The sequence below is a fragment of the Loktanella sp. R86503 genome (genome assembly GCF_042466455.1).
In the GTDB taxonomy this organism is placed as follows: Bacteria; Pseudomonadota; Alphaproteobacteria; order Rhodobacterales; family Rhodobacteraceae; genus Loktanella.
The window spans coordinates 2,120,833-2,145,121 of the sequence record NZ_JAXHCI010000002.1; the positions used below are offsets into that span (position 1 = coordinate 2,120,833).

At 56.7% G+C, this 24,289-nt stretch carries 20 protein-coding genes; 15 read left to right on the plus strand and 5 right to left on the minus strand.

What is annotated here, in order from left to right:
* Window positions 1-71: 71 nt before the first annotated feature.
* Window positions 72-686 (minus strand): LuxR C-terminal-related transcriptional regulator, encoded by a 615-nt coding sequence (locus SJY10_RS11425; RefSeq protein ID WP_386682664.1) that lies wholly within the window; start codon window positions 684-686, stop codon window positions 72-74.
* A 234-nt stretch (window positions 687-920) separates the two neighbouring features.
* On the opposite strand from SJY10_RS11425, the gene SJY10_RS11430 reads away from it, so the two are divergent.
* The 3 genes from SJY10_RS11430 (at window position 921) to SJY10_RS11440 (ending at window position 4,909) form a co-directional block, all read left to right on the plus strand.
* Window positions 921-1,436, plus strand: coding sequence for an oxidoreductase (locus SJY10_RS11430; protein ID WP_386682666.1), 516 nt, complete (start codon window positions 921-923; stop codon window positions 1,434-1,436).
* A gap of 19 nt (window positions 1,437-1,455) precedes the next feature.
* Window positions 1,456-4,005, plus strand: coding sequence for an ATP-binding protein (locus tag SJY10_RS11435; RefSeq protein ID WP_386682669.1), 2,550 nt, complete (start codon window positions 1,456-1,458; stop codon window positions 4,003-4,005).
* Window positions 4,006-4,690: 685 nt separating this feature from the next.
* The gene (locus SJY10_RS11440; protein WP_386682672.1) at window positions 4,691-4,909 is read left to right on the plus strand and encodes a hypothetical protein; all 219 of its coding nucleotides are present in this window, start codon (window positions 4,691-4,693) and stop codon (window positions 4,907-4,909) included.
* Between the two features lie 87 nt (window positions 4,910-4,996).
* Here the strand turns inward: SJY10_RS11440 and SJY10_RS11445 are convergent, their stop codons facing one another.
* Together SJY10_RS11445 and SJY10_RS11450 are read right to left on the minus strand one after the other, a co-directional pair.
* On the minus strand, window positions 4,997-5,857 hold the full coding sequence (locus SJY10_RS11445) for a TerB family tellurite resistance protein (RefSeq protein WP_386682674.1): 861 nt from the start codon (window positions 5,855-5,857) through the stop codon (window positions 4,997-4,999).
* Window positions 5,854-6,267, minus strand: coding sequence for a hypothetical protein (locus tag SJY10_RS11450; protein ID WP_386682676.1), 414 nt, complete (start codon window positions 6,265-6,267; stop codon window positions 5,854-5,856). Before SJY10_RS11450 ends, SJY10_RS11445 begins: the two co-directional genes overlap by 4 nt.
* Before the next feature lie 380 nt (window positions 6,268-6,647).
* Here SJY10_RS11450 and SJY10_RS11455 point away from each other — a divergent pair, with 380 nt between their 5' ends.
* Window positions 6,648-9,197: a RecB family exonuclease gene (locus tag SJY10_RS11455; RefSeq protein WP_386682679.1), complete on the plus strand. Its 2,550-nt coding sequence runs from the start codon at window positions 6,648-6,650 to the stop codon at window positions 9,195-9,197.
* A complete protein-coding gene (locus SJY10_RS11460) occupies window positions 9,194-12,400 on the plus strand; it encodes a UvrD-helicase domain-containing protein (RefSeq protein ID WP_386682682.1) in 3,207 nt (1,068 codons plus the stop codon). Before SJY10_RS11455 ends, SJY10_RS11460 begins: the two co-directional genes overlap by 4 nt.
* A gap of 397 nt (window positions 12,401-12,797) precedes the next feature.
* Here SJY10_RS11460 and SJY10_RS11465 read toward each other — a convergent pair whose 3' ends face one another.
* Entirely contained in the window at window positions 12,798-13,682 is an 885-nt protein-coding gene (locus SJY10_RS11465) for a LysR family transcriptional regulator (protein ID WP_386682685.1), read from the minus strand.
* 96 nt (window positions 13,683-13,778) lie between these two features.
* Here SJY10_RS11465 and SJY10_RS11470 point away from each other — a divergent pair, with 96 nt between their 5' ends.
* The 5 genes from SJY10_RS11470 to SJY10_RS11490 all read left to right on the plus strand — a co-directional run bounded on the left by SJY10_RS11470 (window position 13,779) and on the right by SJY10_RS11490 (window position 17,083).
* Window positions 13,779-14,054, plus strand: coding sequence for a DUF2218 domain-containing protein (locus SJY10_RS11470; protein ID WP_386682687.1), 276 nt, complete (start codon window positions 13,779-13,781; stop codon window positions 14,052-14,054).
* 70 nt (window positions 14,055-14,124) lie between these two features.
* Window positions 14,125-14,967, plus strand: coding sequence for a nuclear transport factor 2 family protein (locus SJY10_RS11475; protein ID WP_386682689.1), 843 nt, complete (start codon window positions 14,125-14,127; stop codon window positions 14,965-14,967).
* Between the two features lie 50 nt (window positions 14,968-15,017).
* Window positions 15,018-15,509, plus strand: a complete 492-nt coding sequence (locus SJY10_RS11480; RefSeq protein WP_386682691.1) for a nuclear transport factor 2 family protein — start codon at window positions 15,018-15,020, stop codon at window positions 15,507-15,509.
* 63 nt (window positions 15,510-15,572) lie between these two features.
* Window positions 15,573-16,418: an NAD(P)H-binding protein gene (locus SJY10_RS11485; RefSeq protein ID WP_386682693.1), complete on the plus strand. Its 846-nt coding sequence runs from the start codon at window positions 15,573-15,575 to the stop codon at window positions 16,416-16,418.
* A gap of 56 nt (window positions 16,419-16,474) precedes the next feature.
* The gene (locus tag SJY10_RS11490) at window positions 16,475-17,083 is read left to right on the plus strand and encodes a sulfite oxidase heme-binding subunit YedZ (protein ID WP_386682695.1); all 609 of its coding nucleotides are present in this window, start codon (window positions 16,475-16,477) and stop codon (window positions 17,081-17,083) included.
* Between the two features lie 75 nt (window positions 17,084-17,158).
* Here SJY10_RS11490 and SJY10_RS11495 read toward each other — a convergent pair whose 3' ends face one another.
* Window positions 17,159-17,545 (minus strand): ectoine synthase, encoded by a 387-nt coding sequence (locus tag SJY10_RS11495; RefSeq protein ID WP_386682697.1) that lies wholly within the window; start codon window positions 17,543-17,545, stop codon window positions 17,159-17,161.
* A 171-nt stretch (window positions 17,546-17,716) separates the two neighbouring features.
* Between SJY10_RS11495 and SJY10_RS11500 the strand changes: the two genes are divergently transcribed.
* The 5 genes from SJY10_RS11500 (at window position 17,717) to SJY10_RS11520 (ending at window position 23,832) form a co-directional block, all read left to right on the plus strand.
* Complete coding sequence (locus SJY10_RS11500) at window positions 17,717-18,583, plus strand: LysR substrate-binding domain-containing protein (protein WP_386684640.1); 867 nt, start codon at window positions 17,717-17,719, stop codon at window positions 18,581-18,583.
* Window positions 18,584-19,616: 1,033 nt separating this feature from the next.
* Window positions 19,617-20,594 carry a YHYH protein gene (locus tag SJY10_RS11505; RefSeq protein ID WP_386682699.1) on the plus strand — a complete coding sequence of 326 codons (978 nt, stop codon included), beginning with the start codon at window positions 19,617-19,619 and terminating at the stop codon, window positions 20,592-20,594.
* Window positions 20,591-21,196, plus strand: coding sequence for a YbhB/YbcL family Raf kinase inhibitor-like protein (locus SJY10_RS11510; protein ID WP_386682701.1), 606 nt, complete (start codon window positions 20,591-20,593; stop codon window positions 21,194-21,196). Before SJY10_RS11505 ends, SJY10_RS11510 begins: the two co-directional genes overlap by 4 nt.
* Window positions 21,197-21,229: 33 nt before the next feature.
* Window positions 21,230-21,877: a PEBP family protein gene (locus tag SJY10_RS11515; protein WP_386682702.1), complete on the plus strand. Its 648-nt coding sequence runs from the start codon at window positions 21,230-21,232 to the stop codon at window positions 21,875-21,877.
* A gap of 740 nt (window positions 21,878-22,617) precedes the next feature.
* Window positions 22,618-23,832, plus strand: a complete 1,215-nt coding sequence (locus tag SJY10_RS11520; protein WP_386682704.1) for a multidrug effflux MFS transporter — start codon at window positions 22,618-22,620, stop codon at window positions 23,830-23,832.
* The last annotated feature ends 457 nt before the right edge of the window (window positions 23,833-24,289 follow it).

Sequence of the window (24,289 nt, forward strand, 5' to 3'; positions counted from 1 at the left end):
TGCTGCTATTTAAGGCAGCGATGGGGTCTGGCAGCCTTTCTGATGCCACCACCCGCAAAAGCGCAGACCTATCAATAAAGCCCCGCCTCGCGGGCCAGCATCGCGGCCTGGGTCCGGTTGGCGGCACCGATCTTGCGATACAGGGTTTTGACGTGCAGCTTGACCGTCGGTTCCAGCACATCCAGATCGCGGGCGATTTCCTTGTTGGACTTGCCTTCGGTCAACCCTTTTAACACCTGCAATTCCCGGTTGGTCAGCTTTTCCGCCATGGGGTTGGCTGTGACATCCTCGACCGCAGTCATGAAATCAATCGGCGCATATTGCTCGCCCATGGCCATGAACTTGACCGCGTTGACCAGGGATTTCGCCGGCAGGGATTTGGGCACGAAACCGGCGGCACCGGCCTCTAGCGCATCTTCGGCAATCTGGCGCGTCGCCTCTCCGGAAATTAACGCAACCCGCTGCCCGCCCTTCAGCCCGATCGCCCTGCGCAGACCGTCCAACCCGTTCATGCCCGGCATGTTGTAATCAAGCAGGACAAGGTCATAAGGCGCGTCCGCCTCTATCCGGCTGCAGGCCTCTTCAAAGGTCCCGACAGAGGCTGTTTCAATGTCGCCCTGCGATTCCAGAAACATGACCAATGTATCGCGCAACAGGTCGTGGTCGTCCGCGATCAATACTCTCATCCGTCGTCCCTATCTTGTCGCAGACTGCCTGATACAGCCGCAGGTTTTAAAATCCTGATCTAAACCTTAGCGATTATACCGGCCGTTTCCAGCCCATCTATTAATTGCGGCGGATGTTATGCGCGGGGCCAGGACACTTAACCTATCCGAAAGGATAGCGGACTATCCCGATGAACGGATGCACGTCGCGAGGGTTTTCCGTAGTGTCGGAGGCTGAATGAAAAGGAAACTGCTATGCTTAAGATGGTTCTGACGACAGCGACATGCGTCGGCTTTGCGCTGGCCGGGGCAACGGCTGCGCTGGCACAGGATATGGCCGCACCACAGGGCGATGTCCTGCTGACCGTAACCGGCGATATCGAGGTGACAAACGTCGGCGAGACGCTGCAATTGGACCGTGAACAGCTGGCGGCCCTGGATATGTCATCCTTTGATACCACCACGATCTGGTCGGATGGTGTTCACACCTTCGCAGGCACATCGCTGGCAGCGCTGGTAGATTTTCTTGACGTGACCGACGGGACGATTCTGGCCACAGCAATCAATGACTACACCGTCGAAATCCCCGTCTCTGACGCGGTAGAGGGTGGACCGATTATCGCCACGCTGATGGACGGCGAGGAAATGTCGGTGCGTGACAAGGGCCCGCTGTGGATCGTTTACCCTTACGATTCGCGCAACGAGTATCGCTCTGAGGTTGTATATTCGCGCAGCATTTGGCAATTGGACCGGATAGAAGTGAAGCGCTAGGCATATTGCGGGGCGCATCATGTCCGATCAGGAATTGACCGATTTGGCCATATCGTCCCGAAACCGCCTGAAGGCCGGTCGCACCTTTGCGGTGCTTTCCGGTCTGCTGGCTTTGCTGGCAATCATTTTTCTGGCGTTCAGCGTCATCAAGGAAATACGCTTGCTGGGGTCCGCCAATTCGGACAACGTCCAATGGCAGCTGTCGCAGACAGAGGTCGAGTTTCTGGAATTCAGCCAGACATTATCCGAGCTTCCCGTAAACCTTGGGAATGTGCGGCAACGCTTCGACATTTTTTACAGCCGGATTACCACAGTCGAACGGGCCACGGTTTTTCAAGGACTGCGCGCAAACGACCAGTTTCAAGCGACTTTGAATTCCGTGCGCACGTTTTTGCAAAGGTCAGTGCCGGTGATCGACAGCGACGACGCTGACCTTCTGGCCGCTTTGCCGGACCTGCGCCAATCTGCGGAACAGGCGCGCCGTGACGTGCGCGATCTGTCGAATGGCGGGCTGGATTTGTTTGCCAGCGCGTCCGATGCACAACGGCAGGCTATTGCACGAACGCTTATCCAGTTGGGGGCAATTCTTGCCGCCCTGATCGGGGTTCTGGCGGTTGCCGTGCTTTATCTGAACCGGTTGCTTCGGGCCCTGACCCTGCGCGAGCGTCAGCAGCAGCAAACCTCCAACCGTATGAATGCGATCATTTCCTCGTCCTTGGATGGGGTGATCGTCAGCGATGCGCAGGGACGTATCCTGACTTTCAGCCCTGCAGCAGAGGAAATTTTCGGCTTTTTTGCCGAAGACGTCGTCGGCCGGGATCTGGGTGAAGTCGTTGTTCCGCAGCACCTGCGCGAATTGCACTACGCCGGCATGGAACGCATGCGGCAAAAAGGTGCCAAAAAGGTCGTCGGCAAGGGACGGGTCCAGCTAGAGGCGCTGCGTTCGGACGGGTCCACGTTTCCGGTAGAACTAGCGATCCATGCATCGACGACGGATGACGGCGAAATCTTTATCTCTTTTCTGCGCGATATCACCAAGCGTGTTGCGGACGAGGCTGAGCTTGTCGCGGCCCGCGATGCTGCCCTGGCCGCAGCCAAGCTCAAGACCGACTTCCTTGCCACGATGAGCCATGAAATCCGGACCCCCCTGAACGGGCTGCTCGGCAATCTGGACCTGATGAGCGATACGGACCTGTCCCTGAGCCAGTCGCGCTATGTTCGCAACATGCAAACCTCTGGCCGGCTTTTGATGCGGCATATCTCTGACGTGCTTGACATAACGCGCTATGACGCGGGCAAGATGACGACCAAATCGCATCCTATGAACTTGTCGGAACTGCTGCAGGATATCGTCGACAGCCAGACCAGCATGGCCGCCGCCAACCAAACGACGCTGACATGGGCCTGGCAGGGGCAACCGCAGGACTGGATCAACTCCGACGCGGACCGCCTGCAACATGTGCTTCTGAATCTGGTTGGAAACGCCGTAAAATTCACCCGTAATGGCACGGTTACGCTGACGGTGGCAGCCAAACCGGACGGTGATACGATCCATCTGGACTTTTCAATCAGCGATACCGGTCCTGGCATGTCTGCCGAGCTGGCCAGCCATGTGTTCGATGATTTCGTGACAGGTAACACTGCCTATGATCGCGATGTCGGGGGCACCGGGCTTGGTTTAAGTATCGCGAAACGCTTTGTGTCTGCCATGAACGGGCAAATCGGGGTGGACAGTGTCCTTGGTCACGGCAGCACGTTCTGGGTCCGTCTGCCCGTCACGGCAGCGGCGCCGGCCGATGTGCAACCCGCCCCATCCCCGCTCTTGGCCGTTCCGCAACGTCCTTTGCAGGTTCTGGTGGTCGAGGATAACGAGATCAACCGCACCGTCGTTCGCGACATGCTGGAAAAATCAGGTCACCGCGTCACAGAAGCGAACGATGGCCGCGCGGGGGTGACTGCGGCACTGTCCCGACGATTTGATCTTATCTTGATGGATATCAGCATGCCTGTCATGGACGGCCGTGCCGCCACCCGCGCCATCCGCCGCGGCACAGGCCCGTCGATCCACACGCCGATCATCGCATTGACCGCGAACGCCATGCAAGAAGAGCAGACGAACTTTCTGGCGGACGGTATGGACGGCATCCTGACCAAACCGCTCACCAAGGCAGCCCTGGCCGAAGTTTTAGGACGGCACACCACCGCCACCCCGCCAGAGGTACAGACGGCACCGGCGCAGCACATTCTGGATCACAAGCACAACGGCGAAACCCGCGAGTTGTTGGGTAAAAGCGGCTACGCCCGGCTGTCCGGGCTTTTCGTTGACGAAGTCGAACAACTGCTGCGATGGCTGGATCAGCCAGAAGCGCAGGATGAAACCGAGCTCGCGCAGCGGTGCCACAAGTTCGCGGGAAGCGCCGCAGTTTTTGGCGCAACAGCGTTGCATCAACAGCTGAAAGACATGGAAACCGCCGCAAAGCAGGGTGATGGCAAAGCTGTCAAAGCACTCAACAGCAAACTGCCCGCAATCTGGCAGGCCACCCGCACCCTCATCAGCGAAATCAGCTAGGCAACATCGGTCAGTCACCACATCAACCGCCTCGTTGCGCAAGCAGCGGCCTGCAGACTTAAACCAACCGGCCACCACGCCCAAGCGAAGCACGCTCGCTAAAAGCAGCGATCTAAAAACATTAGCATTTGTAGTAAATGGTGCCCCACACGGCTTCACATTTAGATCACAAGCACCTGATTTATATCATTATAATTAACCAAACTTTTCTTCGTACCCCCAATCATACCCCCAGAAGCCAAACCTAGGCTTTGCACTCACTAATTTGCTTGGGGCTGTCATTCCTACATGTTTCAAACACCTAAACCTCGGCGCACTATCCGCAATCTTTACTGGCTGAGCGAAGATCAAATGGCACGACTATGGCGGTCCCTCCCAAAGAACCATGGTGAGCCACGCGTGCATGACATGCGCGTTTCGAGCGTAATAACAATTTTTGATTGCAATGTCTTGCAGTGGTCCGACGCGCCGAAAAAATTCGGCTCTGGGAAGACCCTCTACAACCGCTGAAAGCTATGGGGAGATATGGCGTCTTCGCGAGGATGATGGAAGGGTTGCCCCTTGTGGCAACACTTCCGACGACGGATATGATCGAAGCAACCTACCTCAAAACACAAAGCACGGCTTCGAGCCTCGGATGGAAAAAAGGGGAGAAGGTCGACTGATTGGCCAGACCCAGGGCGGCATGAATGCGAAACTTGATGTTGTCATCAATGAAAATGGCCGCCCAACCACCTTCTTCATGACAACGGGCGATATCAGCGATTATACAGGTGCCGCGGCCTTACTGAGCAGCTGGCCAACCGCAAATCGCTTGCTGGGCGACCGTGATGTAGGGATACAGCCTCGCATCTTTAGTCGGGATTTCCCCATAGAGCCGGCGAAATACAACCAGCGGCTCTAAAAACGCTGCAATCGGATTGAGGTTATGTTCGGACACTTGAACGGGACAAAAACTTCAACCAATTTAATCCCGCTTCCGAAAAGTAGATCACGTCGCTTTTCGACCAAGAACCTTTCGCGTCGCCCAACTCAGCGCTTTTGACGGTGCAGCTGCAATTTCGCGGACGTAGCTCGTTACAGAAGCCTCTTGGTCCAATATTTGTGCAACCTTATCAATGACCAACTCTTCCTGCTCACTGATCTTGCCGTCTGCTTCTGCGATCTCGGTCAAGAGTGACAACAGTTCTCGTCGAATTGCTTCAAAATTGCAGTCCCGGTTCGACTTTGCGAATGAAGCGAAAGCTTTCGTCATTTCTGAAATACTATTTTGCGGCGCGTTTTCAGTTAGAACTTGGATGGCGCTCTGCGTATATTTGCGGTCAAACCCCCACTCTTTCACGAAATATTCTTGAACGACAGTAATCTCGCGCTCATCAACAACACCGTCGATTGCAGCGACCTTCATGGCAAACGCACCCAACATGTCCATCAATGATGCGCCTAGCAAATCGATGGGTGTGTTAATGAATTTTGGAATTTCTTCGACACGGCTTTCACCGTAGCCGCGGAACAACCGGGTTACGCCGTAATAGGCACCGCCCGACGCCACTGCCGCACCTATAACCCAACCGACAGGGGTCACAGCGGCTGCGCCAAGCCCGATGGCAGACATGAAACCGCCAGAAGCAAAAAAAGTCGACGCAACCGCAGAAGATGCCGCAAAGCCCCCTCCAGTTGCAGCTATACCGCCGACATCCCAAATCTGTTGGGCGCTTTTTGCAATACGAATCGACGCATAAGCGTCCCCGCCAATTGCCAGCTTTCGTTTGAAACGGAGGGTGTCAGCGACGACCTGTTCCACTTCATCAAAGCTTTGGACCTGCTCTTCGTCAGTATGAATGACTGTCATTCGGCGCGTCCTTTTAATGGCGCGAGCTGCGCGACAAGGTTCTCTACTTTGCGCCCCAAGTCACCCGCCCGCAGATCTGCGATTGCGCCCTGTGCTATTCCAAAGATCAACAGGATGGACTTGAGCAATCCGGCGAGGATAGCTCCGAACACTGGGATACCGCCAATCAGTGCCGTGATGATCAATGCCAAAGCAACGCCGAACAAAGTGTTCGGTATCGTCTTTGCAAGCTCCAGCGCAAAACTTACAATTTTTCGTCCAATCGCAATGACATGCCCACCCACGACTGCAGTGCAACGCGCCACTTCTAGAACTATTGATTTGGCATCCGCGGAAATATTGGTCCGTTCTAACAGCGCCTCGATTTTTCGAAGCGGTAGAGCGTCGTCAATGATCTGAAAGACCGCCATAAGCTCGACTCTGTCTGTGCTTACTGTAGGTTGCGTTTGGGTCATTTGATGGACCAACCGGATAAAAGCATAAGTAGAACCACGTAAAAAGTTGCGAAGTATTATGAGCGCATTGATAGCAGCGGAACCGTTGAGATCTATAGCTATTTTTCATCAGCGCGTTTTTTACTCTGGAGAAACATTAATTTAGAGACACGCCAGAATTGGACGTATTCGAAGCTGGTGCATCAAAGAAACACATTATTTCAGGTGACGTGTCACCTCAACTCAAGGTAGACCTTTCAAACGCAAAGATGGAAACACCCATCGTAGGTCTTTCGATCAACATTCAATTTGCGCTCTAAGCCATTTTCACGCGACGTCTATTTAAAGGTTCAGTCATGTTTTACGCGTTCGACGTCGCCGATCCCCACTCCGGGACGCACTACCGCCTAACTGATGCACGGCTTGCGGATCTGTCTCTTGCGCCAAAACCCGAACCCTACGCCCCGGGCAAATTTATCGCTGCAAAGCCGAGCACCGTCTGGGCGGAGAGCTTTGCCAATGCCCCGGTTGAGACCATCGCTGCCGTTTCGGGCGCTCTACAAGATGTCATTCTCGGAACGTACGACCTGCGGCCACCGGTTACGGAAGCACTACCGGACGGGCGGGCCAAGCGTCACCTTATGGCCCTAGTGGGACTTTGGCGCGAGATGGGCGACGCCCTGCCCGACGGACTTGCTACGGCGCGGCATGTGTTGGACCTGCCCCATGGTCAGTTCCTTGCGGCACTGCCGATCGTCGATGGCTCTCTCGACCCACTAGCACCGCCCGCGATCAAGGCGCTGCATGACAGACTAAAAGCCGAATTTGGGTCGGTGCCGATCAAGCCGGGCCCAGCGCGACAACCAGGCCGTCTAATAGACGCGATCCAGACCGGGTTAACGAGGCCCGTCATAGCCCAAATGCCGCACGACGCGACGCTGGCCGTCTGGGGCCTGCGCGATCCTGCTGCCTGCGCCGATTTCGCAGCTGCCCGTGCCCGTGCGATGATCGAAGAGGGAGTGCCTGCGCGAAAGATCGCGGTGCTGACGGCAGGCGACCCTCAGGACCTTGCCCGCGCATTTGCCGAACAGGGTGTGCCGCTGTCCGGCTTGCCAGCCGCCTTGCCCACGCGTGATATAGCGGGCGAGACTTTGCTCCACTTATTGCTGGCCAAGCGCCCCCCGACACCCGCGATGGTGCTTGCAGGGCTGTGCCTGTCACCGCTGATGCCTTGGGGCGCACAAACTGGCCGCGATCTGGCCGAAGATGTGATGAGCGGTCACTTTTCGGGCGGGATCCTAACGACCGACCCAGAGCATCACGCGCTTTGGACTGATCTGCGCCAGCCTGCCACCAGTCTGCCTCAACTCAGACTTTTGCTCGATCTCATTTGTGGCCGCATGACGAAATCGGATGTGCTACGTCAGCGTATCCAGTCGCTTCAAGCGGTCTTAGCTGGCAATGGCCCACCCGACTGGGACTTGATCCTACGCGCCGTTCAGGTTGATGGCTGCACTGTTGGCGATCCAGCGCGCACCCTCGAAGGCGTCAGCCTGTGGTCTGCACATGAAAGCCCGTGGCGCCCTTGCCACCATCTGCTGATTGTGGATTTCAACGAAGGTCTATACCCCGTACGTCCCCGCGCGAATGCGCTGTTTCTAGACAGCGAAATTGCCCAGATTGCGGTTACGATGGGCTTGCAGTTGCGCGGCCGCACTGAGGGCCTCGCTCGCAGCATCGCACTATTTGAAGCACAACTTGGCGCGGTTACAAAGAGCGTGACCTGCCTCGTCCCTTACCGCGATCTTGCAGGCGGCAGGTTGGCCCCCTCGGCCGGCCTGTCCCTGATCGGACGCGCTGTCGCTGGCCTGAAAGAGGCGTCAGATTTGATTGTAGACCTTTCGCACGTGCCACCCACTGACTGGCCTGTGGCTGTCCATCCTGTTCAGCCTTGCCCGGCCCCGTGGCCAGTGCCGACAGATCTGTGGTTCGATAAAAATCGACTGCTAGAATTGCGCCGCGACGACGACGGCGCGGCCTTGCCCCAGTCGCCCAGCCGCTTGGAAAACTTGCTCGTTAGCCCTCTTGCATGGCTACTGGAGGAGATTGGTGCCGGTGACATGGGATGGCAGGCCGAAAGCCTCGACATCATGTTGAAGGGCAACATTGCCCACCACGTCTTCGAGCATTCTTTCTTGCCCAACGTTGATATTCCAGATGAGGCGACTTTGAACGCCGCTCTCCCGGAGGCCTACGATGCGGCCTTGCGCAGAAACGCCCCGTTCATGCGCGCCGGTGTCTGGGAGATGGAACGTGCGACGCTATTGCGCGAAATCACGGCGGCAGCACATCGCTGGCGCAATGATCTGATCGCCCTGAACGCCCGCATCCTTGGCAACGAGACATGGCTTTACGGCGACGCCCACGGCATCAGGATCAGGGGGAAGGCGGACACGATACTCGGGCTGCCGGACGGCACGGTCGTCATTGTCGATCACAAGAAAAGCGGCACTGCAGGGCGGCGCAAACGGATGGAAAAGGGTTGGGATCTGCAGGTCGGCCTTTATGGCGCAATGCTTGAGCGCCCGTTTCGGCGCGACGGCGATGGGCTGGACGCCGTCATCGGCCGGTCGCTTGGCATCGCCTACCACCTAATGAACGACGGCGGAGTGCTAACAAGCGGCGTCGCCCTGACGGCGGCGGCCAAAGGGCGCGACATGGGGGACTGTGTCAACGTGAATGCCGTGACGCGCCTGACAGAACGTCTGGCGCAGGTCGCTGGCGGACAGATCGTCTTAAATACCACCTGCGACCACAGCTTTTTCACAAAGGAGGCCGGGTTTACGCCTTACGCGCTACAGAACTCCCCCTTGATTGCCGCATTCATGCGTGAGGATGACCAATGACCGCCCAGCCCCGGACACACGTGCCCCGCACTGCCGATAACGGCCTGACCATCGTCCCCGCCGGGGCCGGTGCAGGCAAGACCCACCGGATCAAGACGACGCTGGCCGACTGGGTCAAACGCAAGTTGGTGCGCCCGGACCGCATCCTTGCCGTCACCTTCACCGAAGCCGCCGCCAGTGAGCTGCGCGAGCGGATCAGGGCCGGACTTCTGGCCGAAGGCTTGGTCTCCGAGGCGCTCGCGGTTGAGCGGGCCTATGTCTCCACCATCCATGGCCTCGGTCTACGCCTTCTGACGGAGCACGCGCTTGCAGCGGGCGCGTCACCGCAGCCGCGTCACTTGGGCGATGCTGAACGTGACCTGCTGATCCGGCAGGCATTGGCGCAGGCGAAGGCACTTGACCCGGTAAAGGCCGAACCGGAGCGGTTCGGCTACGTCAACGACTTCGGGCGCGGCATCACGGCAGAGGACGGGCTGCGCGGCCGCGTGCTTGCGATGATCGATCTGCTAAGGGGGCTTGGCGATACCGGGCAAGATCCGGGCTTGATCCAGCCTGCGCTGGACCGGCTGGACGACATCTATGGTGATGTGCTGGCCGACCCCGAAGCGGCAAGACAGACCTTAGCGAAAGCGGTCGCAGCCATGCTGGCGAAGTTTCCAGATGGCGTCGCAGAGTCCGTTACCGCCGCTACGGCACGCACTGAACTAGAAAAGAACCTGTCATGGTTCCGCAGTGTGCAAAATGATCCCGACACCCTCAATCGCGACTGGTCCCTTTGGCAGCGGCTGCGCAGTCTGCGCCAATCAAAGCGTGGTAGCGCATTGCCCGACGGCTATGACGATCTGGCCAGCACAATTATGGAGTCCGCCGATGTCCTACCGACACATCCCGGACCAATTGCGGATGCCAAACTGCATCTGTCATGCCTGATCGCATGCGCACAGGAGGTCATGACCGCATATGAGGCGAAGAAACGTGCCCTCGGTCTGATCGACTATGCCGACATGATCGCTGGGGCCGAGCGCCTGCTGCGCACTCAATCCGGCGTCCGCGACGCCGTTCTGGGAGAGATCGACTGCGTGATCATCGACGAATTCCAGGACACGAACCCGGTGCAGTTCGCCCTGCTGTGGCAGCTTGGTGCTCGTGCAGATCGGACGCTGCTGGTCGGCGACGTCAAGCAGTCGATCATGGGATTTCAAGGTGCCGACCCACGGCTTTCAGCGGCCTTGGCGGATGCTCATCCAGAGTCAACGGATCCATTGGGTCAGAACTGGCGATCGACCCCTGCGGTGATGGACTTTGTAAACGCGATGGGGGCCGGTCTGTTTGGGAAGGGGTATAATCCTCTTACGCCGACCCGCGACCCGGCAGGTGCTACATCGCTGGAGGTTTTGAACGTTACGAAGGGGCGAGGCGTCCGCAATTATTCCAAGCCGCCCGAACACGTCGCGGAACGGATCGCCCGCATACTTAAAGATAAAGACGAGATTAGCGACCGACATAGTGGCTCGACCCGCCCTGCCCGGCCATCTGACGTGGCCCTGCTCGTGTGCCGGCATGCCACGGCAGCCCGCTATGCCGAGGAGTTGCGACTTCGCGGTGTTCCAGTCCGGATCAGCGAAGACGGCTGGAGCACAAGCGAAGTGGTGCAGGCCGCGCTTGCTGCGCTATCTTATGCGGCGAACCCGTCCGACATTCACGCAGCATTGCTGCTGCGCACCCTTGGTCCAGATCCACTGACCTTACAGGACGCTTTGACGCAACAGCTGGACGATTGCCTGTCGGACGATGCCGTGCTGATGCGTCTTGCCGGTCTATCAGACCGGTTGGCAAGCCTGCCTGTTGCCATTGGTCTGGATTTGATTCTCGACGCTGCAAACCTACGGCCTTGGGCCGAAAGCCAGGCAGAGGCCAGTCAGGCCCGCGCCGATTTGCTGCGATTGGACGCCGAGGCACGGGAATTCGACGGGGCCCATCGGGACCTGAAGGCTGCCGCCGGATTCCATGGGGGCACAATCAAAGTATTCCTAGGCTGGCTTGACACCCGCACTGGCGAGCGGGATGCCGACCGTCATCCGGATCCGTCCGGCGACAGCGCCGAGGCGGTCGAGATTGTAACTTGGCACGGCTCCAAGGGGCGCGAATGGCCGATAACCGTTGTGGCAGAGTTCGACCACGGGATCGAAGAATGGCCCGGCACAACGCAGGCCCGATTTTCAGCTCTTAACCGGATCGACGACATGAACGCCGTGCTCGCCTCGGCGCAACTTGTGCATATCCCCAACCTCGCAGCTCCCGAAGCGCAGCGCCGCTTCATTGAGGATAGACGTGCCGATTTCGAGGCCAACGCACGAAACCTGCTTTACGTCTCGCTTACCCGCGCCCGCGACCGACTGATCATCGAATGGCCGGGGTTTTTGAAAGACCGATCAGAAGACGCGCCAGAGGCCACTTGCCTGTTCCACGTCTTCGCCGACGCCTGCAGTCCAACGGTAACATCCAACGCGATCACCCTCAGCATAATAGCTTGTCCAGCCACCGTCCATCAAGTGCCAGAACATGCAACTCTGACTGCACTTGAGGCCACCGCCATCACGGAACCGGTGCGCTTTGGCGCGGCGACGCCGCTGGAGCCTGTAGCAACCACCCCTTGGCGGGTGCAGCCGTCGAAGACCGCGGCAAGGGCAGCCCCAAATGGGCAAACCCACCGACTTGGAGAATCCTGGCCGGAGACTTTGAACACGGCGGATCGCGGCACAGCCCTGCATCTTGCCATGGCGACCTGCCTGACCCGGCCCGACCTTATCGACCGGCTACCGGCCGCCACCGGGCTGCCCATAGATTCCATCCCGCCTATAGCCGCACGTGCAGCGGTGCTACGGCAATGGTTGTCCGAGAAGGGCTACGACGAAGTGATCTGTGAAGTCCCTGTCCAAGGACGCACCTCAGAAGGGGCCGAGGTTTCCGGCACGATCGACCTGCTCGCACGAGGATCAGCGGGATGTCTGCTAGTCGATCATAAGAGTGGCGGAGGCGGCGCGGGCATAGGTCCCCACTGGGGCCAGTTGTCAGCATACGCCGATCTCGTCGCAACCCACTTCCCGGATCACCCCCTGCGCGGCGTCGCAGTCCACTGGATGGACCACGGCACGATAGAGCTTGTCGATGAGAGCAGATTTTCAAAGTCCGATGCGCTCTAAAGCGTTTCGCACAAAGACAATGGTACCAAAATGGCCTCTCTAGGCGTTTGCCGTCTGGCTACGATATATGCTGGCGGTCATACAAACCGACACCTTTGTTCATCGGCTCCAAACATAGCTTACCAGCTAACACTGACATCCTGAAACAACAGTCATATTGATAGCGGACATTTAGGCCATTCGCGGCGGCTGCAAAATCTCTGACGATGATGACTCAGTTTCTTCAATAAGGGCGGAAACCGGTCATTCGCTGCATGTGCAAGCCAATTGTTCCATAACTACGAAAGCGGGCATCCATAAGACACGGAAACTGGGTTACACTCTTCGACGCCGAATAGTCTGAAATGGCAGCTTTCCACCCAGTGCTGCGCAGCGGTCCGAAGTCCGGCTCTGCATCTCAGCGACCGAGTTCATCAGCCAGAAACCGAACAAAAAGCAGCGTCAAGTTTTCCCGCCTTGAGGTGTCCGGCCAGATGGCATGCAGGTCGATATCGGGCGGCCGCCATTTGGGCAGGAGCCGGACGAGTGCGCCGGATGCGACACCCTGCGCGGCCAGATTTTCTGTAAGGACCGTCACGCCCACGTCTTGCAGAGCGAAGTGATAGAGCGCGTTGACGCTATCAACCTCGATCTGCGATTGCCCGCTGACCTTTTCAGTTTCGCCCTTTTCGGAGATCAGATCGACCGTGTCAGAGCGCTGCTGGTATTGGATCCAGTCCCAGTCTTCCAGATCGGCGGGCCGCGCAGGCACAGGACGGGCTCCGGCATATCCGGCACCGGCGACCAGCGCGCGAGAGATGGCGCTTAATTTGCGTGACATCATCGTTGAGTCCGCAAGCGTGCCGGCCTTGATGGCCAGATCGAACCCGTTCTCGATGATGTCGACCCTCCGGTCGCTGTAATGCAGGGACAGGGCCACATTCGGGTAGCGCTTGATAAATGTGGCCATGGCAGTTGAAAGGTCGGACACCGCCAGAAACGCAGGAACGGTCACGCGCAGAGCACCCACCGGATCTTGCGTATTGGCGTTGATTTCATTGAAGCCCGCTTCTGCGCTGCGCAGCATTTCTGTGACGCGCGCATAAAGCGCTCTGCCCTCTCCGGTCAACGCAAGCTTGCGTGTCGTGCGATAAAGCAACGTCGTGCCAAGAAAACTCTCAAGATCGGTGATCGTCTGGCTAACGCGCGAGGGGGCCACGCCAATATCCTGCGCGGCGGCGCGGAACGACCCTTTATCGACGACCCGGGCAAAGACGGCCATGTGTTTTAGGTGGTCAATCATTGTTCTGTTTTCCGGAACTATAAAATCAGTATTCATACCATATTCGAAACAGTTCTGAGGGGATAGTTTTTGTTTCAACACTAAAGGAGCACCCCGATGAACGTACAAACGACATTCAAGACAGAGCACGCGAAACGCTACCTCGGCACCCTCTGCAAACACTTCGGCCACAAGGTTCCGGTACAACTGGACGGCAATCACGGCCGGATCGAACTGCCGTTTGGCCAGTGTGAACTGGCCGCACTTGACGGCGCGCTGGACATGACGGTTTCCGCCGAAACCAAAGCCGACCTCGACAAGACAGCACAGGTCATTGCCAGCCACCTCGAGCGGTTCGCCTTTCGCGAAAACCCGCAGATTGATTGGAACTGAGCAACAACGCTTGCTCCGAAACTACTCAAAGCAAACCGATCAAAATCAATTCCTGACACTGGAGATCAACATGACAATGAAAACATTTATGGCCACCGCCGCTATTGCAGTTGCACTACCATTCAGCGCGATGGCTGACAGCGCGGCAAACAAGGCCTTCGTTCTTGAGGCGCTGGAAAACACGCTTCTTGCTGGCGATGTCGAAGCTGTCGACCAGTATTTCGCAACGGATATCATCCAGCACAACGAGATGTTCGCCAACGGGATCGAAGCACAGAAAGGCGTTGTCGCCTTCCTGTCCGGCAACGGCGACTTTAGCGCCGAATATATCCGTGTGATCGCCGATGATGACATGGTCGCTGTGCATGCCCGCTACGAAGGGTTTGGCCCCGATCCGGTCATCGGTTTCGACGTCTTTCGCGTCGAGAATGGCAAGATCGCCGAACATTGGGATAACCTGATTACCGAGCAGCCCCTTAACCCGTCAGGCCGCAGCCAGTTCGACGGCGCGGCCGAGATTACCGACCTCGACCGGACTGCCGCCAACAAAGACCTTGTCGAGGATTTCCTCACCCGCGTCTTAATCAATCACGAACAGGTCGACTTCGCCCAATACATCAACCCAGCCAACTACGCCCAGCACAACCCGATGGTCGCCGATGGCATTGATGGCTTTGGCGCCTTCATGGCCCAGATGGCCCAACAGGGCATCAACATGGACTACACCGAGGTTCACGAGGTGATCGGTGAGGGCAACTTCGTGCTCACCATGTCCGAAGGCACGCTCGGCGAAGATCCCACCGCATTTTACGATCTCTTCCGTCTCGAAGACGGGCTGATCGTCGAGCATTGGGACGTCATCGCACCAATGCCTGCAGCAGACGCGCCGCACAACGAAGCTGGCAAATTTTAATCAAACGCTGCGCCGCGGCCCGTCTGCGGCACACCGAAGAGGAGCAAGAAATGAACCGCAGAACATTACTGACAACATCGCTCGGCGCATCGCTGGCGATCATCCTTGGAACACAAGCAGGAGCACAAGACATGGACGAACAGACACAAGCATCCTTCGACACGGTCATGGCGTTTATGGGCGCGATGGGATCAGGCGACATGGAAACGATGAACGCACTGATGGCCGACGATATGGTCTGGCACAATGAAGGCGACGAAAGCCTGCCTTGGATCGGCGAAACCCGCGGCAAGGAAAACATCTTCACATTCCTCGGCGTCTTTTCCGAAAATCTGCAGACGACGAAATGGGAAAACACCGACGCCTTTGCATCGGGTGATACCGTGGCCGTCTTTGGCGTAATGAATGCAGTTACTACCCATTCTGGCAAAGAGACAGGAGACTTCACCTTCGCCCTGCGCGCCAAGGTCCGGGATGGCCAAGTGGTTTTGTGGCACTGGTTCGAAGACACTTTCGCCGTCAGCCAAGCACATCACGGCTAATGTCCGACCCAACGGAATGGCCTGAGTGTCGGGCCATTCCCCCCCCGCCAATAGGAGAGACTTATGATTTATGCCGTAACCGCCGTTTCCGGACAATTGGGTCGCGAAATCGCCCTGAAGCTTATCGAGAAGGTAGGGGCAGATAATGTCATCGGCCTGGCCCGCACGCCGGATCACGTAAAGGGGCTCGGAATCGAGGTTCGCCCCGGTGACTACGATAAACCTGACGATCTGTGCGCATCTTTGCAAGGCATCGATGGACTTGTCCTTGTGTCCGGCATGGCCCCGCCCCAAGACCGCATTCAACAACATCGCAATGTGATCGAGGCCGCCAAATCCGCAGGGGTTCGTAAGATCGTCTACACCAGCATTCAGGGCCCGGATGAGGACACAGCGTTTTCACCGGTTGTCCAAAGCAACCGCCAGACCGAGGCGGACACTCGTGCCAGTGGCCTGGACTGGGCCATCGGCCGTAACGGCATCTATATCGAACCGGATGTGGAATACATCGACAGTTACCGCGCCAAAGGCGAGATCGCCAACAGCGCAGGCGACGGCAAATGCGGCTACACCACCCGGTCAGAGTTGGCCAATGCCTATACCGCACTGGTGACGCAGGATGGCTTGAACGCTCAGACGGTCGACCTGAACGGCACGCCCATCACGCAAGAACAATTAGCCGGATATCTGAACGCTGCTTTCGCCGCCGATCTGACCTATCGCGCGGTGTCATCGGCGGATTTCGTCGCGGACCGCACAGCAGAGCTTGGCGACTTCATCGGCCCCATCATTGGCGGCATTTACGATGGCATCAGTAAAGGCAGCTACAATAGCGCCGGCGATTTCGAGGCCGTGACAGGCCGCCCCCACCAAAGCTGGAATGATTACTTTTCAACTTTCGCGAAATAGGTTCGACGAAAGCGCAGCGGCGCTTCGTAGAAGCCTCGACCATACGGAGACACCCCATGTTCATACTCAAATCCATTTGGGACCATCCCTACACGTTCTGGGCGCTGCTCAGCCTTCCTGCCATTCCGATGATCCTCGGGCTGACCTCAGGTGATCCCGACGCGGTGGAAAATGTCTTGCACCCGTCCGGCGAATTCGCGGCGCGGTTCATGATCATCACCATGATGATCACGCCGCTGATGATGCTGTTTCGCAATTCAAGCTGGCCGCGCTGGTTAATGAAGCGTCGCCGCCACCTCGGCGTCGCCGCTTTCCTTTATGCGCTGGCACATACGTTGCTTTACCTCGTTGACGAGGGGGTGGTGGCCTTCACCGGTGGCGAAATCTCCAAACTCTATGTCTGGACGGGCTGGCTGGCCTTCCTGATCTTTGTGCCGCTGGCCATCACATCAACAGACGGTTGGGTCCGCAAGTTGGGACGCAACTGGAAATCACTTCAGCAGTTTGTTTACGGTGCCGCTGTGCTGACTCTCGTCCATTGGGCCGCGCTTCATGAGTGGGGCGGGACAGGACCGGCACTTGTGCATTTTACACCGCTCGTTCTGCTGGAAATCTACCGCGTCTGGTCAACCCAATCGCGTCGCCGTCAGCGTGCAGCAGCCTAAGGTGACGCCGTAGGCCAACGCTGTCGCCAGGCCGGGCAATTGCCACCGGTCGGGCTACAACGTTGGGCCGTAGCGTTAGTAGGCTGACCCTGATGGGTCGCTCAGGTTGTGACGCTCTGTGCCTTTTAGTGGCGGGTTGAAAACACTTACCAAAACAAGGTCCGTATCTTTGCCGCCACGTAGATAGTGCCGGTCGTGATCGTCTAGCACATAGATGTCACCCTTCCGAATTGGGAACACCTTTCCATTCATGTCCTCAACCTCGCCTTCTCCTTCGATGCAGTAGCAGGCTTCGAGATGGTTACGGTAGTGAAGCTCCGACTGTGTGCCTGCGCGGACAACGGTATGGCAAACGGTGAAGCCCATCTTGTCTTTTTCGGTTAACAACCGATGGCTCGTCCCGTTACCCCAGTGAACGAAGTTTTCGGTCGTTTCGACATCACCCAGCGATCTAATGTACATATATGCTCCATGTGTAAGTTTTATTTTCATATAAACCCGGTTCAAATTTAGCTCGAAAACACAAACTTGATATTGGCTCAAAAAATAACGATAAAACAAACATGGTTCACAAATTCCACTCTATCAAATGATTAAATTTCACATATGATGTAGAAATAATTTACAATGAAAATGCCGCCTCTCACATCTCTGCGCGCCTTTGAGGCGACGGCTCGCCACATGTCCTTTTCGGATGCCGGAGACGAACTGTACGTGACGCATGCCGCCATCAGTCATCATGTGCGACGTTTGGAAGACTGGTTTGAGGCCGAGCTCTTCATTCGGAAAGGGCGCAGCATTGCACTGACCCGTTCAGGCGAAACCCTCTTTCGGCACCTATCACCGGCTCTCGCTGAGATTGCCGAAACCTGCACCCGCGTGAAAGCTCTTGGCGGAAAAGAGACATTGACCGTCGGATGTATCCCCTCAATCGCCAGCAGATGGCTTGTCCCGAATCTCCCAGTGTTCACCGCCGCACATCCAGAGGTAGATGTCCGGGTTATGTACGCATCGGCCAATCAGAAATTTTCTCAAAGCGGGATGGACGTGCTTATCACGTTGGGAACCGAAAACACGGATGGCGTCCATTCTCGGCGACTGTTTTCACGGCTAACCAGGCCGGTATGCAGCCCTAAATTTCTGGAGGAACATGGTCCCTTTGAAACCCCGGAGGATTTCGTGAAGGCACCTCTGCTGCATGACGACAGCCGAAAGGGTTGGAGAGACTGGTTCATGGCCGCCCATGTCGGATGGCAAGGTGGTGACAATTGGCCCATCTATCAGGATTTCAACTTGCTGGTCACAGCTGCCATCGCAGGTCATGGTATCGCATTGTGCCCGATCGATACATTCAGAAACGAGATTGAGGCCGGAGATCTTATCGTTCTGTCCGACGTAGCGACTAACACTGACTCCTATTACTTTGCGAGTTACGGCAAAAACGCTCAAGGCGCGGTTTTGGATTTTGTCGAGTGGTTTGCAGCAATGGCCGAGATTTAGATTCGCATTGGTAAAATGTCGGCTTCTGAGGACAATAGACGCCTAGCTACCAAAGTACGCTGAAACGTGTCGCAAGATTGCGTCGCCTTGCGATCTGAATCGCCAGACCACGACACGCTGTTCGTTGCCTGATAGTACAACATGAAACCTATGACGGCGGCTCCAATATCTGCGTTTCTTGCACTTGGTGTCGTCTGTCAACTGATTGGCCTAGGCGAAAAGCCCAGACGCGAAAACGGCATTTTCTTCTGAACAATCCGTGCGCATAGCGTCGCATATGACTGCTTCAATGATGTGGGTCGGGAGATGCCAATCGCGGTGCTGTAGGTGCGAATGAATGCTGCGTCAGCAAAAGCTGTAACTGCACAAGTCCGGTTTGTCCGCAGACCGACTTTTTAGCCGAGCAAATGCTGCGCGATGCACGAATGTCTGCAATGACGGGCTGCGCTGCAGCATCTCAAAGAGGCGGTGAATGGCCGGTTTGGGCCGTTCGCGTTGATCGACACCTATGGGCGGTTTGCCGACATTCGCTGCGCCTGCAAACTAAATGGGCACGTCCTAAGAAAGCAGACGCTCAGGGCCACGACCCAGTTTTTTTGGGGAGCATCTGCAGCGAAGGTCGGCAGTGAGCCCTCTTTGCCAAATGCCGCCCCGCAGCATTTCGCACGCGCAGAAATTTTGACAGTTGCGGACGGCCCTAACCGTCCTTTGCCACTGCCTTAAAATGCCGCGGTGCGGCCCGCCATTGCGGACCTTCATTGCAGGCTCAAGATCAGCGCACCACGAAATTACACAATGCGGCGAAGGCAATGACTGATGATTGCCCCGCAATAGCTGCTGTCTGAGCACGACGTTGACTTTATGGTGCGGTCAATTGCGGGGCCATGCCAACCTGCATACAATGAAGCTGTCGCACGGTAGAAACGTTCGACCGCACCATTCCGCGTACATTTCACCATCATGAAACGACGGGAAGACTCAGACGCATCGTATAAGCATCGATACCGTAACATATCCTATAAGAGGCATCCACATGCGACATCTGCTCATTCCGCCTGGCTTTGCCGTGCTGGCCTGCCTTTACGCCACCACAGGGCAAGCCCATGAAGACTCCTTTCACTGCGAGGCGGTGACGGAGTCGGTCGCCGAGGCGGGCTTTGACGATGTGGTCACGGTGACCTGCACCGACAATCAAGCTTTGATCGCAGGCGATACCTATCCCGACCACGAGATGATGACCGGTATCATCGGCACGAACGAACAGGTGCCAGTGCCTGCGGTGAATTATGCCTCACCCATCACATTGGCACCCGTGAGCGGGACAGAACCGCATACTCGCGATGCGGCTCTTGGCGTGGCAGTGAACGGGGTGCCAATCTATGATTACACCGCTGGCGGAGAGATGTCGCAAGAGGATCTGGGAACCTATCAGGCCAATCTGGATACCGTCGCGACGGGTCAGCTTGATGTCTGCGGCGGCCATGCGGGGCGCGGCGACGATTACCATTATCACGCGGCACCGACCTGCATGATTGACCAGATGGCGAACAAGGGCCCGGATGCGATCATCGGCTGGGCGTTTGACGGTTTTCCCATCTACGCAGATACCAATCCCGACGGCTCCGTTATCGCGGCAGGTGTTCTGGATGTGTGCAACGGGCAGGCCGACGATGTCTTTGGCTATCGCTACCACACGTCCGAAGGTGCGCCTTACATCATCCAATGTCTAATGGGCGAAGTGCCTGACATCGACGCCCTGCCGCGTGTGCGTCCTTTGGGTGCCGCAGAGGGCGGACCGGGGCCAGAGGCAGGTCAGCCACCGCGCGGCGGAGTCGATGACCTGGTGTTCGTGCAGGATGATGACGGCACGCGGACCATGACATATAGCTATGAGGGCGGCGACTATTACATCAAATACGCTCCGTCCGAGACCGAGAATTGCTACAATTTCGAGACCCGCACCGTGACAAACGGCGGGGAGTTATTCGAGCAGGAGCTGTGCCGCGAATGACCCGTTTTTCCGCATTAGCCATCGCCCTGCTGTGCTGCACGACCGCATTGCCCGCCACTGCGCAGCAAACGCCGCCGCTAAAGCCGGGTGAAGCACCCGCCGCTCATGCAGAGGGGCCGAAGTTCACCGTGACAAGTTCAGCACTGGTGGACGGCGCTGCCTTGCCCGACGATCTGCGCTGCACGCGCAGCGGCGGGGACGGCGTCTCGCCTCCACTGTCATGGGAAAATGCGCCTGCTGATACCCAAGCTTATGCCATCGTCATGCAGCATTACCCCAATGGCACCTATCCGGGTGTAAACGAGCCGAGCCACTATTGGCTGGTCTGGAATATACCTGCCGATGCGGACGGCGTGGCGCGGGGCAATCCGGAGTCCTTGGGGGTAGAGGGCAGCGATAAAGATATCCGCGCGACTGGCTATACGCCGCCCTGTTCACCAGCCGGTGCAGGTACCCATGAATATACGATCTGGGTCTATGCCCTAGATGCGCAACTGGCTGATCTGCCGGAACAAGATGACATCGGCATTGGTTGGACCGACGTTATGGCCGCGCTGAAGGGTCATGTCCTTGCCGGCGACTCCATCACTTTCCTGAACTAAATCACGACACCTTTTGACACGATTGGACACGATATGCGTTTTATCTTTGCGACAGTAGCAGCCCTGACAGCCTGCGCCGCTCAGGCCGAAACCCGCGACATCACGGCCGACGTTTGGGTTGATAACTGGTTCACCATGTCCGCCAATGGCGAGGTGGTCCTTGAGGACTCCGTGCCGATCACGACAGAGCGGTCTTTCAACAAAGAAACCGCGACCCTTTCGGTCGATCTGCCAGCGGTGATCGCGATTGAGGCGAAGGATTTCAAGGAAAACGAGAGCGGCCTGGAATATATCGGCACAGATCGGCAACAAATGGGCGACGGTGGCATGATTGCCCAGTTCAAGGACGCGGTGTCGGGCGAAACGCTTGCCGTGACTGACGCGGATATGAAATGCCTTGTCGTGCAGTTTGCGCCGGTAGAGCCGTCTTGCGCTGATGAAGCGAACCCTGTTGCCGGGGAAGGGGCGTGCGGATTTGTTGCTACTGGCATTTCGGCGGACTGGACCGCACCCGATTTCGATGACAGCGACTGGCCCGCCGCAATTGTCCATTCCGCAGCAGACGTAGGTCCGAAGGACGGCTATGATGAAGTCACATGGGACGACAGCGCAGAGCTGGTTTGGGGCGAAAGCCTGAAGCAGGACAATACCCTGCTGTGCCGTTTGACGATCACCGAATAGATTGACGTATATCTGGAAGGGCGTGGCGATTGATGCGCCGCGCCCTTCAAACTGGCTTTAAGCATAATTACGATGGAGCCGAAAAACGGGTTCTCACCAGCTGTTCGCTGCGTCTGCACATCAGAAGATCCGGACGCGACCCCGAGAGTCCGATTTTTGCAGTTGGTCAATTGGGTTTGGGGGCGCAGAGAAGGTCCGCAATCCGCCTTTTCTGTTGATGCCAATCTGGTCTTCGTTTGATTTTCGCGCTTGCAGCGAACGGCAACAAAGTCCGCATTGCCGACATCGAACGGGCCAAAATGCTGCGCAACTGCTCCAATGACCGCTTCGGGGAAGCGGCGGCGCGGCGACGTATGGTTGCATCAGCGTCCGGATTGGGCCGGAAGTGACAACCTGCACTAAGGGCGGAGAGCAGTCATTAGCTGCAGTTACGAAGTATAGGCTCACCGTATGAGAAAGCAGACGTTCGTCAGCTTGTGGCACTTTCACCCGCAGGGAATGGCGGCAATGAGCCCCATCTACCGGCTTTCTACAATGCAGCGAACGACTGCTATTATAGTAAATATCAAGCTAGGCGTTTTGCTGGCGTGCGAATGCTAACCACTTTTGGTGCTTCTATGAGGTGTACCGTTTAGCCGCTCTTAATGCGTTCAGATTGCTTATCGCATGTTCCTCGAACAGCCACTAAACACGGCGTTGCGGACGTTAGAACTTAAACAGCACGAATTGGTCCATCTAAAATGAAAGTCGCACAGCCTAGATTGGGCAAAAATGGAACGATATTTCTTCTAATTGCTTTAGGCGCATTTCCACCTTTGACCATTGACCTGTATCTACCCGCGCTGCCCCAAATGACCGAGACCTTCGCGACCACCCAAAGCAAGGTGAACCTGACGCTTGCGGCCTACATGATTGCCTTTGCCATCGGCATCCTGTTTTGGGGACCGCTAAGCGAACGGACTGGGCGCAGGCCGCTTCTGTTTGTGACACTCGCCCTTTACATCGTATCCAGTATCCTTAGCGCATTGGCCCCGCAAATTGAGCATTTGATTGGATTTCGGATCATTCAAGGGTTTGCAGGCGGCGGTGTGGCCGTCGTGGGAACAACTATCGTGAAGGATCTGTTCGATGGGCGCGAACGTGAACGCGTGATGGCCGTGATGATGTCACTGGGTATCATTGCCCCTATGGTCGCCCCCGTTTTAGGGGCGTTCCTGTTGAAAATAGCATCTTGGCACATGATGTTCGTGGCCTTGGCCGTCTTTGCATCCATCGTATTTATACTTGTCGTATTCTATCAAGAAACGCTGGCCGAAAAATCGACAGGACCGCTATATCAATCTTGGGTCAGACTTGGAGTTGTCGTCCTCAATCCAAAATTTGCTTACCTTCTGGTGATCTTCGCAGCGGCACCGATGTGCTTGTTGTCGTTCTTGGGTATCGCCGCCTACGTCTATGTGGATGGTTTTGGCCTGTCTGAACAGGCGTTCAGTTTTATCTTCGCGTTCAACGCAGCCTGCGCCACGTTAGGGCCGATTTTGTACCTGCGGCTATCTCGTAAGGTAAAGGTCGAAACTATTGTGCAGGGGTGTTTTGGTCTTATCACCTTGTCAGGATTTGTAATGCTGCTGATAGGGTCCATGTCGCCTTGGCTATTTGCATTCGTAGCAGCACTTAACACCGTTGCGGTGATTGTCTTGCGTGTTCCAGGCGCAAACCTGCTGCTCGATCAACAGACACGCGATACAGGATCGGCCGCAGCGCTCATCCAATTCAGCGCCACCATTCTGGGCGCAATAGGCATCCAGATTGTATCGGCCCGCCCGGGTAATCTTATTCAAAGTTATGGTTGTTTACTGATTGTTATCGGTGCCATCTGCGGCCTTCTTTGGTTATTGGTCCGCAATAAACGCTTTGTGGCAGAAAATGTGACAAAGCCGATTGAAGGTCGCTGAGAGATGTACGCTGGCTGTAAGCGGACGAGACTACAGTCCTCGCGAAAGAAAGTTTTGTCCCGCACAGCGGACCTCTGGGCCGTCAATATGCTGCGCAACGGTTGAATGTCCGCTTTGAGGAAGCTGTACTGCGGCGCATCTGCTTCGAACGAATGTCCGGTTAGGGCCGGGAGCGACAACCGGCTTGAAGGGCGGAAAGAAGAAACTCGCTGCATGTGCAAAGTATCAGACAGTAAATCTTAAACCTGCCATTCAGTATTTTGTTGGACACTCTTGGTGGCGCATACCCTGGGTCTCAGGCCCGCGCGAATACCCGGAAATCGATGGAGCTCTACAATCACAGCCGCACGCACAAGGCATTTGGTGGCGTTTTGGCGTAGCGGCTGATTATTAAACAGCTTAGACGGTAATCTAAAATCGTAGGCCGATATGATCGGAAATCTTTTCGAGTTCCTCT

Bases quoted from the DNA above. Each gene is read 5' to 3' on its own strand.
- SJY10_RS11425 (WP_386682664.1), bottom strand. From the start codon at position 686: ATGAGAGTATTGATCGCGGACGACCACGACCTGTTGCGCGATACATTG.
- SJY10_RS11430 (WP_386682666.1), top strand. From the start codon at position 921: ATGCTTAAGATGGTTCTGACGACAGCGACATGCGTCGGCTTTGCGCTG.
- SJY10_RS11435 (WP_386682669.1), top strand. From the start codon at position 1,456: ATGTCCGATCAGGAATTGACCGATTTGGCCATATCGTCCCGAAACCGC.
- SJY10_RS11440 (WP_386682672.1), top strand. From the start codon at position 4,691: ATGAATGCGAAACTTGATGTTGTCATCAATGAAAATGGCCGCCCAACC.
- SJY10_RS11445 (WP_386682674.1), bottom strand. From the start codon at position 5,857: ATGACAGTCATTCATACTGACGAAGAGCAGGTCCAAAGCTTTGATGAA.
- SJY10_RS11450 (WP_386682676.1), bottom strand. From the start codon at position 6,267: ATGGCGGTCTTTCAGATCATTGACGACGCTCTACCGCTTCGAAAAATC.
- SJY10_RS11455 (WP_386682679.1), top strand. From the start codon at position 6,648: ATGTTTTACGCGTTCGACGTCGCCGATCCCCACTCCGGGACGCACTAC.
- SJY10_RS11460 (WP_386682682.1), top strand. From the start codon at position 9,194: ATGACCGCCCAGCCCCGGACACACGTGCCCCGCACTGCCGATAACGGC.
- SJY10_RS11465 (WP_386682685.1), bottom strand. From the start codon at position 13,682: ATGATTGACCACCTAAAACACATGGCCGTCTTTGCCCGGGTCGTCGAT.
- SJY10_RS11470 (WP_386682687.1), top strand. From the start codon at position 13,779: ATGAACGTACAAACGACATTCAAGACAGAGCACGCGAAACGCTACCTC.
- SJY10_RS11475 (WP_386682689.1), top strand. From the start codon at position 14,125: ATGACAATGAAAACATTTATGGCCACCGCCGCTATTGCAGTTGCACTA.
- SJY10_RS11480 (WP_386682691.1), top strand. From the start codon at position 15,018: ATGAACCGCAGAACATTACTGACAACATCGCTCGGCGCATCGCTGGCG.
- SJY10_RS11485 (WP_386682693.1), top strand. From the start codon at position 15,573: ATGATTTATGCCGTAACCGCCGTTTCCGGACAATTGGGTCGCGAAATC.
- SJY10_RS11490 (WP_386682695.1), top strand. From the start codon at position 16,475: ATGTTCATACTCAAATCCATTTGGGACCATCCCTACACGTTCTGGGCG.
- SJY10_RS11495 (WP_386682697.1), bottom strand. From the start codon at position 17,545: ATGTACATTAGATCGCTGGGTGATGTCGAAACGACCGAAAACTTCGTT.
- SJY10_RS11500 (WP_386684640.1), top strand. From the start codon at position 17,717: ATGCCGCCTCTCACATCTCTGCGCGCCTTTGAGGCGACGGCTCGCCAC.
- SJY10_RS11505 (WP_386682699.1), top strand. From the start codon at position 19,617: ATGCGACATCTGCTCATTCCGCCTGGCTTTGCCGTGCTGGCCTGCCTT.
- SJY10_RS11510 (WP_386682701.1), top strand. From the start codon at position 20,591: ATGACCCGTTTTTCCGCATTAGCCATCGCCCTGCTGTGCTGCACGACC.
- SJY10_RS11515 (WP_386682702.1), top strand. From the start codon at position 21,230: ATGCGTTTTATCTTTGCGACAGTAGCAGCCCTGACAGCCTGCGCCGCT.
- SJY10_RS11520 (WP_386682704.1), top strand. From the start codon at position 22,618: ATGAAAGTCGCACAGCCTAGATTGGGCAAAAATGGAACGATATTTCTT.